The organism is Rouxiella sp. Mn2063 (assembly GCF_049319665.1).
GTDB lineage: Bacteria > Pseudomonadota > Gammaproteobacteria > Enterobacterales > Enterobacteriaceae > JBMOUD01.
In genome coordinates this window covers 69,056-80,583 of record NZ_JBMOUD010000005.1, presented here as the reverse complement: position 1 = coordinate 80,583, position 11,528 = coordinate 69,056, and the positions used below count along the sequence as shown (strand labels likewise).

At 48.3% G+C, this 11,528-nt stretch carries 11 protein-coding genes; all 11 read right to left on the bottom strand.

Going from position 1 to position 11,528, the window contains the following annotated elements; all coding sequences use genetic code 11:
- Positions 1 to 20 precede the first annotated feature (20 nt).
- The 11 genes from ACL9RG_RS09810 to dksA all read right to left on the bottom strand — a co-directional run bounded on the left by ACL9RG_RS09810 (position 21) and on the right by dksA (position 11,403).
- The gene (locus tag ACL9RG_RS09810) at positions 21 to 974 is read right to left on the bottom strand and encodes an ABC transporter permease (RefSeq protein ID WP_422792417.1); all 954 of its coding nucleotides are present in this window, start codon (positions 972 to 974) and stop codon (positions 21 to 23) included.
- Between the two features lies 1 nt (position 975).
- The gene (locus tag ACL9RG_RS09805) at positions 976 to 1,980 is read right to left on the bottom strand and encodes an ABC transporter permease (RefSeq protein ID WP_422792416.1); all 1,005 of its coding nucleotides are present in this window, start codon (positions 1,978 to 1,980) and stop codon (positions 976 to 978) included.
- A complete protein-coding gene (locus ACL9RG_RS09800) occupies positions 1,973 to 3,502 on the bottom strand; it encodes a sugar ABC transporter ATP-binding protein (protein ID WP_422792415.1) in 1,530 nt (509 codons plus the stop codon). The genes ACL9RG_RS09805 and ACL9RG_RS09800 overlap by 8 nt, the downstream gene beginning before the upstream one ends.
- A 249-nt stretch (positions 3,503 to 3,751) precedes the next feature.
- Positions 3,752 to 4,738: an autoinducer 2 ABC transporter substrate-binding protein gene (locus ACL9RG_RS09795; protein WP_422792599.1), complete on the bottom strand. Its 987-nt coding sequence runs from the start codon at positions 4,736 to 4,738 to the stop codon at positions 3,752 to 3,754.
- 426 nt (positions 4,739 to 5,164) lie between these two features.
- On the bottom strand, positions 5,165 to 5,545 hold the full coding sequence (gene panD / locus ACL9RG_RS09790; RefSeq protein WP_422792414.1) for an aspartate 1-decarboxylase: 381 nt from the start codon (positions 5,543 to 5,545) through the stop codon (positions 5,165 to 5,167).
- A 252-nt stretch (positions 5,546 to 5,797) separates the two neighbouring features.
- Complete coding sequence (panC, locus tag ACL9RG_RS09785) at positions 5,798 to 6,652, bottom strand: pantoate--beta-alanine ligase (protein ID WP_422792413.1); 855 nt, start codon at positions 6,650 to 6,652, stop codon at positions 5,798 to 5,800.
- A gap of 21 nt (positions 6,653 to 6,673) precedes the next feature.
- Positions 6,674 to 7,468 carry a 3-methyl-2-oxobutanoate hydroxymethyltransferase gene (gene panB / locus ACL9RG_RS09780; RefSeq protein WP_422792412.1) on the bottom strand — a complete coding sequence of 265 codons (795 nt, stop codon included), beginning with the start codon at positions 7,466 to 7,468 and terminating at the stop codon, positions 6,674 to 6,676.
- Between the two features lie 264 nt (positions 7,469 to 7,732).
- A complete protein-coding gene (folK, locus tag ACL9RG_RS09775) occupies positions 7,733 to 8,212 on the bottom strand; it encodes a 2-amino-4-hydroxy-6-hydroxymethyldihydropteridine diphosphokinase (protein ID WP_422792411.1) in 480 nt (159 codons plus the stop codon).
- A complete protein-coding gene (gene pcnB, locus ACL9RG_RS09770) occupies positions 8,209 to 9,537 on the bottom strand; it encodes a polynucleotide adenylyltransferase PcnB (protein WP_422792598.1) in 1,329 nt (442 codons plus the stop codon). Before pcnB ends, folK begins: the two co-directional genes overlap by 4 nt.
- Positions 9,538 to 9,951: 414 nt before the next feature.
- Positions 9,952 to 10,884, bottom strand: coding sequence for a tRNA glutamyl-Q(34) synthetase GluQRS (gene gluQRS / locus ACL9RG_RS09765; RefSeq protein WP_422792410.1), 933 nt, complete (start codon positions 10,882 to 10,884; stop codon positions 9,952 to 9,954).
- A 63-nt stretch (positions 10,885 to 10,947) separates the two neighbouring features.
- Positions 10,948 to 11,403 carry an RNA polymerase-binding protein DksA gene (gene dksA / locus ACL9RG_RS09760; RefSeq protein ID WP_422792409.1) on the bottom strand — a complete coding sequence of 152 codons (456 nt, stop codon included), beginning with the start codon at positions 11,401 to 11,403 and terminating at the stop codon, positions 10,948 to 10,950.
- Positions 11,404 to 11,528 lie beyond the last annotated feature (125 nt).

Here is an 11,528-nt window from a genome sequence, read left to right as displayed (position 1 = left end):
GATCGTTTTCTCTAAGTCGATCAGGATTTACGATTTTGTAAAGCGATAAACAGGATCAGCACGCCGCCCCATAACGCCATGGTCAAATAACTACTGACTCCCATCAGGTTCAAACCACTTTCCAGCATTTGTAATACGATGAGCGCTAATACCAAACCCAGTACACGGCCAAAACCGCCGTCTGGATTAATCCCACCGAGTACTGAGGCCAGGATTGTGACCAACAAGTAAGAATCACCATAACCGGCTTTTGCTGAGTTGAATTTTGACATCATCAATAGCGCAGCACCCCAGCCGAGCAACGCTGATAGTACATAGACGGCGATGGTAACTTTATGAGTGTTGACGCCACTAAAACGAGTGGCCTGCTCATTAGAACCCATCAAGTAAAGACTGCGGCCAAGCGTGGTGTGTTCGAGTAAAACCCAAAGCAGCACGGCCACCAGTAAAAACAGCAGTAGGGCAACCGGAATGCCTAATAGGCTGCCATTGCTGAGATACTGGATGGCGTGAGGGAAACCGGAAATCACCGCGCCGTTGGTCAATAGAATATTTAATCCAGCAATTAACGTCATGGTGCCCAGTGATGCCAGAATTGGTGACACACCGATGTAGGCAATCAATACCCCATTTAGCGAACCAATGGCTAGCGCGACCGCCAAACCTGCCAGTATTGCTAATAACAAAAACAGCGGTTGATTAGGATGCGCGACCAATATTGCTGCCATCACCAGTGAGCAAGCATTGGCACCGGCAATAACCGACAGGTTAATACCACCGGTTAACATGGTAATACCCATTCCCAAGGCTAACATGCCCAGGATGGGTAACTGGGACGAGATAGACTGGAAATTACCCAAACTGAAAAAACGGCCACCCAGCGTAAAGGAGAACAGTAGGGCGACGGCCAGAATGATCAGCAACTGTAGACGGATGATGCGATCATTGGGGAGAAAGCGGGTTAAGGTTGTCATGTTACATTCCTTTCGCCAGTTTGCGTTTTTCGTTCCATGCGGTGCTACTAATGCTGACCAAAATGATCACACCACTGAAAACTTGATGCCAATAAGAAGAAATGCTCAACAGCGTCAGACCGTTTTGCAGGAATGCCAGGAGCATCACGCCTAATACCGTCCCGGTCAGCGAACCGCGACCACCGGTCATGCTGGTCCCGCCTAACACCACCGCTGCCAGTACCGTTAGCTCATAACCCAATAGAGAATTGGGGGCGACAGATTGGGTGATTTGCGCCTGAACAACGGCAGCCACGCCGGCTAACAGCCCCATAAAGCCGTAAACATAAAAATGCAGACGTAAAATATTAAGCCCGAGGCGTGATGCAGCATCACGGTTGCTACCCATGGCATAAATCTGCCGGCCAACGCGGGTACGGTTCATCAGAACACCGGTGACAATAATTACCCCGATCAGGCTGAGCAATGGCAGCGTGAGCCCGTAATCATAGCCATCAGATGCCTTGAAAGAGAGCCAGTTAATACCGGTCATAAACCAATCTGGGAAGCCATATAGCCAGGTACCGTTGGTCAGATAAACCAGCAGGCCGTAGAACAGATTAAGCGTGGCGATAGTGATAATAATCGCCGGTACGCGTAGCCAGTAAACCAGAAAGCCATTCACTAGCCCGAGCAGTAATCCAACGCTCATTGCCATCGCAAAGGCTAGCGGGAAACTGCCACCATGATGAATGATGTAGCTGGCCATCACATATTGACCAATTGAGGTCATGGCCGGGAAGGAGATATCAATGCCACCGGCAATCAGCACCACAAACAATCCGCAGGCTAAAATGCCGAGGATGGCATAGCTGGTAGCGACATCGGTCAAATTACCCAGTGTCAGGAACTCTTTAGTGCTAAAACTCAGGACGATAGCCAGTATCAATACCAGTAAACCGAGCCAAAATTCATGCCGGGAAATGGCTTTATTTAGCCACGTTCTCTCTATTTTTAAACTACCCATTAATCACCTCCGCAATCTGTGCTTCGCTACACTGGTGCGGAGCAAATTCAGCAATCAGTTCCCCTTTTTGCATAACCAAAACACGGTGACTGTTGTAATAAGCCTCAGGGATCTCATCACAAATCATGAGCACAGCCATGCCGGATGCGGCCAGATCGCGGGCTATACGGTAGATACCTTCTTTATTGGCAATATCTACGCCGACCGTTGGTGAGTCGAGGATCAAAATAAGCGGATCGGTTGCCACCCATTTGGCAATGGCAATACGTTGCGCATTGCCGCCAGATAATGTTTTTACCGGTAAATTACTGTCCGAGACTTTAATGTTGAGATCACGAATCAGATCCTTTACAACTGAAGCGGCCTTATGGTGATCCATCAGGCCGCTACGGGTATGCAACTTGTTGAAAATCGATACCAGCGTATTGTCATAAATCGACTGATCCATGATTAAACCTTGGGTAAGACGATCTTCCGACACATAGGCAATACCATGACGAATTGCGTCACGGTTACTGTTGAAGGTGACGCTTTTACCCTTCACTTTGATTTCACCACTGTCCGGTTGGCTCATACCAAATAAGCTCATACATAATTCGGTACGCCCAGAACCTAGCAGGCCAATAATGGAAGTAATTTCCCCCTGGCGTAGTGACAAAGAGATGTCCTGATATTGCCCGACGCGACTAAGACGAGTAATTTCCAACAATGGCGTGGTATTTGGGGCAGTGATTTGCGGCAAATGGCTATAACTAAAGCGCTGGCCTGTCATCAGAAATGCCAATTCGTTGCTGTCGAGTTCACGGGCTTGATAAGTGCCAACTAACTTGCCATCACGCATTACGCTAATGCGATCGGCAACTTCCATGACTTCGTCCAAGCGGTGGCTGACGAACACGACACAAATGCCAGCGGCTTTCAGTTCATTGACGACCCTCAGCAAACCATTCACTTCGGTGCGCGTCAGTGATGCGGTCGGTTCATCCATAATAACCAGGCTCGCATCAGCGGCAATTGCCCGGCATATGGCGACCAATTGACGATCGGCGATGGAGAGCTTTTCTACTTTGCGATCGGGGTCCAGAGAGACGCCGACGCGTTGCATCGCAGCCAAGGCTTTTTTGCGCATAGCTTCACGATGTACCCAAAAATCCCCGCCCGGTAAATAGCGATGAATGGCAATATTTTCGGCAACCGATAAATTAGGGAATAATGACAAATCCTGATAAATAACCTGGATGCCATAATAAGATGAGAGTTGTGGTGTTAATGAATGAAATAGTTTTCCATCAATGGTAATAGTCGCCCCTTTTTCTGGTTGGTAAACACCAGAGATAACTTTAATAATAGTGCTTTTTCCGCAACCATTTTGTCCTGCAAGGCAATGTACCTCACCTTTATTTAAAGTCAGAGTGACATTATCTAATGCCATTACGCCGGGGAATTTTTTACTGATACCATCGAGGCTAATAAAAGCCTCAGAGGGTATAGCAGAGTTGGTTGAACGAGAATTAATCGTCATCGACTGAATCCTTACTACGTTCTTATTCGTTATTTTTATTAGTAAATATACCCTGTATCTTGAAATTACTTGGATACATACCCAAGTAATTGTCGTTGCATCAAGGCGGCAAGAGAGCGCTGCCAACGTAGAAGCAACTTCAAGTATGAAGGATATAGATACGGCGCGTTTATCACACCGTATCTTTTTTACTTTTCTGGTGTGGCAATATTAATAAAGTCTTAAGTCGTTTATTCGAAATCGCAGATATTAGAAACCTAAAGACTTCGCATTGTCTGCTGTGACTTCAAGAATTTTATTAAAGCGAATAACTTTCTTATCCATATCTACATCAGCTTTGCCCAGACCATCAATGGTGAGATCTTTGGTGACGGGTTTGCCTTGTAATATTTGATCTGCCACGGCAACTAATGCATAACCGGCTTCTTTTGGATCCCACAGCAGAGCTTTTTTGATATCACCGCGCATCAGGTATGGCGCGGCTTGGGCTGGCATAGCGATACCTACAACGGCCACTTTATTCTTAGCCCGTTTTTGTTGGATAGCTTGTCCTGCACCTATTGGGCCTAATGAACCGAAACCAATTATCCCTTTTAAGTCAGGATAGGTTTTCATTAAGTCCAATGTTGTGGAATATGAATTATCAAGACTTTCAGCAACCGGTAAGCGAGAGGTAACTTCGTGCATGTCCGGATATTTTTCTTTCTGATATTTAATTGCTGCATCTGCCCATTGATTATGTAACGGTACAGTGAGTGAGCCAACATAAATAGCATAACCACCTTTGTCGCCCATATCTTTAGCTAATTCATCCATATTAGCTTTGGCATATTCGTCACTATTAATGGTTTCTACATCCCATTGACCAATTTGTTGATCAGGGGATTCATTCGTTAATACAACAATACCGGCATCACGTGCTTTTTTAAGCACCGGCTCTAATACTTTGGCATCATTGGGCACCACAATAATAGCATTAACTTTTTTGGCAATAAGGTCTTCAATGACTTTCACTTGGGCCGCAGGGTCTGGCGTTGATGCTCCGACTTGATAAGCATTAACGTTAAGCGTTTTTGCTGCCTCTTTCACGCCGACTTCCATACGGGTAAACCAAGGAATACCGGTCACTTTGGCAACCACGGCGATATCATAAGGTTTTTCGGCAAAGCTTGGTGTTGAAAACAAAGCGCATGTAGAAATCACACATGCACCGAGTAATGCGAGGTTGAATTTCATAGCGGTACCTTTCTTATTTGTAGGGTGGTTATTTTTTCCACGTATCGAGAATAACAAAGGGCCAATGTCCTTCTCGCTGGAAAGTCGGCAAAGTGTGATGCGGCTCCGCTAGTGTTAAATTTAATGACTTTTATTGTTAAATTATTGTTAATTTATTGTCTGGTTATGCCTTGGTGGGAGATTTTACCTGTGCTTTTTGTTAAATTAATGCGTTTTAAAGATCATTTTATTAACATTTAATTAACGTTTTGGGGCGGGAATATTTCTTTTGGATGGATATTGGCTGATGTCAGGCCAACAGAATCTGTAGATTGTGAGAATAATCACGTATTGTGATTAATGGTTTATCAAGGCGTGGAATACTCTGACGTTTGCACTTTGTTGGACATGAACAGGAGCCTTCAAAGCTCCTGTTTTATAGAAAGGTTACGCGACCTGGACTGGAATGGCTTTAGCGGTACGTTTTAGCTCATTTTGGCCTTCAAAATACGCCACTTTCGGCTGGTGCTGGCGCGCTTCTTCATCCGACATCTGTACATAGGCACAGATAATCAGCAGGTCGCCAACACAGGCACAACGTGCTGCCGCACCGTTGACCGAGATGATGCGTGAGCCGCGTTCAGCGGCGATAGCATAGGTTGAAAAACGTTGACCGTTATCGACGTTATAAATGTCGATGGCTTCGTTTTCCAAAATGCCTGCAGCCTCGAGAAAATCCTGATCGATGGCGCAGGAGCCTTCATAATGTAAATCGGCTTGAGTGACGTGTACCCGGTGCAATTTACCTTGGAGCATTGTGCGTAACATAGCGATGTACCTTTACATGTATACCCGTCACACCTCAAGTTGCAGGGGTGTTGGCTGCTCTCGTTCACCCCAGTCACTTAGTTATCTAAGCGCCTGGGGATTGATGAGCATCTTCCCTGAGGCTCAGCCTAACGGCCCAGCGCAACCGCTGTTCAAATCGGTTCCTGACCGATTTGTCTCTCGATTGTCGCCTGCCTGCACCTTGACGTGTCTTGGGTATCGGGGGCTATAAATGTTGGGTCGAACCCATTTTTACAGAGTTAAATCTACTTCTTGATTATCAATCAGTCGTGCTTTTCCTAGCCAGGCCGCCATTAAAATCACCGCTGAGGTGCTATCAACAGACAGCTCGCGTAGATTTTTAGCATCGCGGATATAAAGCTCATCGGGAATAAAACCGGCGTCACGTAACTGTTGTGCTCCTTCGGCCAGGAGTTCTTCAACATGACGTTCGCCTTGCATCAGACGATCTGCCAAATGATTCATGACTTTATATAGCTGAGGGGCAGTCTTGCGCTCATCGTTGGTTAAATAACCGTTGCGTGAGCTTAATGCCAAACCATCTTTAGCGCGCACTGTCGGCACACCAATGATTTCCAGATCATAACCCATGTCTTCGACCATGGCGCGGATCAGCGCTAATTGCTGGAAATCTTTCTGTCCGAAACAGGCAACGTGCGGTTGTACCAGGTTGAACAGCTTACTGACAATCGTGGAGACGCCACGGAAATGACCCGGTCGGCTTTCACCTTCCAAAATAGTCGACAACCCTGGTACATCAACCTGAGTTTGATTGGCCAATCCTTTGGGATAAATATCAGCAGGTGACGGCGCAAAGACGACGTCTACGCCACGTTTATTGAGCTTTTCACAGTCTTCTTGCAAGGTGCGTGGGTAACGTTCTAAATCATCAGCACGTTCAAATTGCATCGGGTTAACGAAGATACTGACCACCACAACATCGCCGCGTTTTTTAGCTTCATCAACCAGCGTCATATGGCCTTGGTGCAGGTTGCCCATCGTAGGGACTAACGCGATACGCTTATTATTCTGGTGAAAAAAGCGAATTTCTCGGCGTAGCAGAGGAATGTTTTCGATAATTAGCATGTTTAAGCCTCGTGACCCAATTTATTTAAATGAATGCTCTTCACCAGGATAAATACCTTGTGCAACCTGCTCAACGTACAGGCGCACCGCACCACGCATGTCACCGGCTTCGGCCAGGAAATCTTTCGCAAACTTCGGCGTGTGGCCGCCGGTAATGCCAAAGGCATCGTGCATGACCAGAATTTGGCCGTCGGTCGCATTGCCTGCTCCGATACCAATAACTGGGATAGTGAGCTCTTGCGTGACGCGACGAGCTAGCTCGACCGGCACACACTCTAACACCATCAGTTGGGCACCCGCTTTTTCCAACGCCAGCGCATCTTTGACTAACAGTTTGGCTGCGGCTTCGCCACGACCTTGTATTTTATAGCCGCCAAAAATATTGACTGACTGTGGTGTTAATCCAAGATGACCGCAGACTGGCACTGCGCGTTCAGCCAGCTTGGATACGGTTTCACATAGCCAGCTTCCGCCTTCAAGTTTGACCATATTGGCGCCGGCGCGCATCAGCTGTGCCGCACTGTCGAAGGTTTGCTCTGGAGTGGAATAAGTCATAAACGGCAAGTCAGATAATACTAGCGCTTTAGGTGCGCCGCGACGAACACAGCGGGTGTGATAGACAATATCTTCCAGCGTTACGGGCAGCGTAGAATCGTGCCCTTGCATGACCATGCCGAGCGAGTCACCGACTAACATCACCGGGATACCCTGCTCGGCGAACAGTTGTGCGAAGCTGGCATCGTAAGCGGTAATCGTGGCGAACTTATGTTTTTCTTGTTTCCACTGGCGTAACTGGCTAATGGTAGTCGCTTTCATTAATTCTTTCCTTACTAGACATATCGTCGGTCACGTATACCTGCGTCTCGACGTTTCTTTGGTATAGAGGCAAGACCGATCTGTTTTATAATAAAAGTCTGGGCGTATTCTACTGTAGAGAAGGGCGATATACCCGTTCAATGTCGAGGAATGTTACGAAAAATTAACATTGTTTGCGGTGAGGATATGTTGATCTTGGTTTATCGCCAAGGCGGAATAGTGCGGTGGAAGTAGAGAGAATAGGGGCAAATGAGCCCCAATAAATCACCAGTGGGTCAAGCCATTAAGCGGGACGCGGGTGAGAATATCTTGCAGGAGTTCGCCATCAGGGAAGCGCAGTTCGGCGGCAATTTCGGCCAGTGGATAAAGCATAAACTCGCGGTTTTTCATATCGTAATGCGGTATGGCCAAACGCTCGTTATCAATCACCTCATCGCCATAGAGCAAAATATCGAGATCTAAAGTACGTGGTCCCCAGCGTTCAGCTTTGCGCACGCGGCCCTGATTCTGTTCAATGGCCTGGGTGCAATCGAGCAGCTCGCTAGCCGGCAGGGCGGTATCTATTGCGACTACCGCATTAAGATAATCAGGTTGATTCTGTGGTCCTAAAGGCTTACTGCGATAGAACGAAGAACAACCGATAAACGCGGTTCGCGGAAGGTGTGCCAGGGCTTCCAGCGCACATTTCACTTGATCGAGTGGCTGGGCAAGATTGCTGCCCAGCGCAATATAAACGCGGATCAATGACTGCTCCCGGAACGCGGTACGCGCTTGCGCGGGCGGCGGGTTCGGTTACGGCGAGGCGCTGCAGCAGCATCATCACCTAGCGTGTTGAGCATATTTTTTTGCGAGGCTGGCGTGGCTTCCTGGAATTCGCTCCACCATTGTGTCAGGCTTTGCAACTCACGATGCTGCTCGACTTCGGCGCGTAATGCCAGCAGGTCGAATGCCGCACGGAATTTAGGATGTTCCATCAGCTTATGCGCACGCTTACCTTGACGGCGAGACAGGCGCAACTGCAAGGCCCAAATATCTCGGACCAGCGTAGTGATACGTTTTGGAATCGCCAGTGAGCGACATTGTTCGTCGAGCACATCGCTCATCGCCAGTGAGAACGCATCGTAATAAGTTAATCCGCCTTCTTGCGCCAGCTTCTGTGCGTGTTCAATCACCGGATACCACAGCATAGCGGCGAACAGGAACGCCGGGTTGACGCGCATGTCGTTGTGCAAACGATGATCGGTGTTCTTAAGTACTTGATTAAGAATGCGTTCCATTGGACTGTCGCCATGCTCAGTAAACTGGCGAGCAATCAGCGGGAACAACGGCTGGAACAATTGATACTGACGCAACAACTGCCAGGTTTTATAACCATAACCGGCTTGCAGCAGTTTCAGTGACTCTTCAAACAAACGTGCCGGAGGGATTTCCCCCAATAAGTTCGCAAGACGAGGAATAGGCTCAGCGGTTTCCGGGCTGATTGTCATATCCAGTTTGGCCGCGAAACGCACCGCACGCAGCATGCGCACCGGATCTTCGCGGTAACGGGTTTCTGGGTCGCCAATCAAACGAATCACGCCATCGTTTAGATCTTTCAGGCCGCCGGTATAATCGCGAACGCTGAAATCGCCAATGCCGTAATACAAGCTATTAATGGTGAAATCGCGGCGCTGAGCGTCATCTTCAATGGTGCCAAAAATGTTATCACGCAGCAGCATGCCGTTTTGGGCCTGCTGTGATGAGTTTTTATCTTCGACTTCTTCAACTTGTTCGTGGTGGCCACGGAAAGTGGCAACTTCGATAATTTCCGGGCCAAACATGACATGGGCCAAACGGAAACGGCGACCGACCAAACGGCAGTTACGGAACAGTTTACGCACTTGTTCTGGCGTAGCGTTGGTGGTGATGTCGAAATCTTTAGGTTTTTTGCCCAGCAGCAAGTCACGAACACCGCCGCCAACCAGATAGGCTTCGAATCCAGATTTATTCAGGCGATAAAGCACTTTCAGCGCATTGTCACTGATATCTCGGCGCGAAATATTATGATCTTCGCGTGGGACAACCGTCATCGAGTCTGTAGAAACCGCCAGAGGCACAATTGCTCTTGGCGCACCAGCACGTGCCGACGTTGGACGCGGGGACGATGAGCGTGATGAGCCAGACGATGTATCGTTGTTTGCTTGACGCGGTGCACGAGGCGATGAGCGGTTCGCACCACGTCTTTCGCGGGGTTCACGATGTTCTGGCGACGGCGTATTGACATCACCATTGCGCTTTATATTGCCATCGTTGTTAGCGGAAGACGTTTGATCGCGGTGGCCCTTATCGTCATGATCGGGTGTCTCTTCACGAATGATTTTATCTTCACGAACTAGCACCTTACGGCAGAAATTGGCTACTCGGGTAAAAATGGTACACCTCGATAGTGACTGATAAAAATAGCGCGTCTTAAAAAAACAGCGGCTAATCATAGCTCACACTGACTACTTTGAGAATGCCGAAGTCAATTCTGGTGGCGCTTTTGCATTCTGACGCGGCACTTTATCTAATGACCAATGGTTTATGGCCCAGCGTAATAATAAGGGCAAGGTTAAATCTTGCCAGTTTTCTGGCGTTTTTTGCCCGAGGAAATCCAACGTCTTAACAAGCGTTGCTCGCGGATCGCCCGCCGGTAACGCTGGAGCATGATTCTGTTTAGAGAGTTTATCACCTGTAGCATTACAGGCCAGTGGCAGATGAATATAACCTGGTTGCGGATAACCCAAATGCTGATAAAGAGATATTTGTCTTACCGTTGGCTCGACTAAATCGGCGCCGCGAACAATATGAGTAATTCCCTGAAAATGGTCATCAATCACTACGGCTAAATTATACGCAAACAGGCCATCACGACGGCGAATAATAAAGTCTTCTTGTGCTAGTGCGCTATCAGCCTGCAATTCACCCAGCAAATCATCGGTAAAATAATAAACCGGATGGGTTTGATGCAGGCGAATTGCTGCCTGCTGCGGGCCATGTTTTGCCATGCGGCAATGGCCGTCATAGATGCCGCCAATCTGCTGGATGCGATGGCGAGTACAGGTACAGAAATAGCTTAACCCGCGTTTTTCCAACTCGTCGAGCGCGGCATGGTAAGCATCATGGCGCTGCGATTGCCAGACGACTTCACCATCCCATTCCAAACCGTATTGTTCCAGCGTGGTTAAAATCCGTGTGGCGGAGCCTGCGACTTCACGAGGCGGGTCTAAATCATCAATACGTACCCGCCATTGCCCACCCTGAGCGCGAGCGTGCAGATAACTACCGAGCGCGGCAATGAGAGAACCAAAATGCAGGTCACCAGAAGGCGAGGGCGCAAAACGGCCAATATATTGAGAGTCAGTGGTCGCAGTCTTTGAGGAATCTAGAGTTGGCATAAAAACAAGCGGGAACGGAAAAGGAAACGCGGTGCATATGCACCGCGAGAGTCACTGTGCTGCTTAACCGGCCATCTGCTTTTCGCGGATTTCTGCCAATGTTTTACAGTCAATGCACAAGTCAGCGGTAGGACGGGCTTCAAGACGGCGAATACCGATCTCAACACCACAGGATTCACAAAAACCGAAATCCTCGTCTTCCACTTTTTTCAACGTCTTTTCAATCTTCTTAATCAGCTTACGCTCGCGATCGCGGTTACGCAGTTCCAGGCTGAATTCTTCTTCCTGCGTGGCTCGGTCGGCCGGATCAGGGAAGTTTGCAGCTTCTTCCTGCATGTGCGACACGGTACGGTCAACTTCATCCCTGAGCTGGTTGCGCCATGCTTCAAGAATTTTTTTGAAGTGTGTGAGCTGAGCATCGTTCATATACTCTTCGCCTGGCTTCTCTTGGTACGGCTCCACCCCAGCGATGGCGAGAATGCTCAAGGACGATGTCTTACGGGTTTGCCCTTCTTGCATGATGCTTCTCCTAACATAACACGCACTATTGATCCCCAAAGGGGGGAAAAATCAGGCCGCTATAAATAGCAGAAGCAAGCGGGCTTGGCAATTATTCCTCACAGATGCTTGACAAGCACGTGACG

What these genes read in the sequence shown, in the direction of transcription:
- ACL9RG_RS09795 (WP_422792599.1), bottom strand. Translation starts at nt 4,738, where the DNA reads ATGAAATTCAACCTCGCATTACTCGGTGCATGTGTGATTTCTACATGC.
- panB (WP_422792412.1), bottom strand. Translation starts at nt 7,468, where the DNA reads ATGAAAGCGACTACCATTAGCCAGTTACGCCAGTGGAAACAAGAAAAA.
- gluQRS (WP_422792410.1), bottom strand. Translation starts at nt 10,884, where the DNA reads ATGCCAACTCTAGATTCCTCAAAGACTGCGACCACTGACTCTCAATAT.
- panD (WP_422792414.1), bottom strand. Translation starts at nt 5,545, where the DNA reads ATGTTACGCACAATGCTCCAAGGTAAATTGCACCGGGTACACGTCACT.
- dksA (WP_422792409.1), bottom strand. Translation starts at nt 11,403, where the DNA reads ATGCAAGAAGGGCAAACCCGTAAGACATCGTCCTTGAGCATTCTCGCC.
- ACL9RG_RS09805 (WP_422792416.1), bottom strand. Translation starts at nt 1,980, where the DNA reads ATGGGTAGTTTAAAAATAGAGAGAACGTGGCTAAATAAAGCCATTTCC.
- panC (WP_422792413.1), bottom strand. Translation starts at nt 6,652, where the DNA reads ATGCTAATTATCGAAAACATTCCTCTGCTACGCCGAGAAATTCGCTTT.
- pcnB (WP_422792598.1), bottom strand. Translation starts at nt 9,537, where the DNA reads ATGACGGTTGTCCCACGCGAAGATCATAATATTTCGCGCCGAGATATC.
- ACL9RG_RS09800 (WP_422792415.1), bottom strand. Translation starts at nt 3,502, where the DNA reads ATGACGATTAATTCTCGTTCAACCAACTCTGCTATACCCTCTGAGGCT.
- ACL9RG_RS09810 (WP_422792417.1), bottom strand. Translation starts at nt 974, where the DNA reads ATGACAACCTTAACCCGCTTTCTCCCCAATGATCGCATCATCCGTCTA.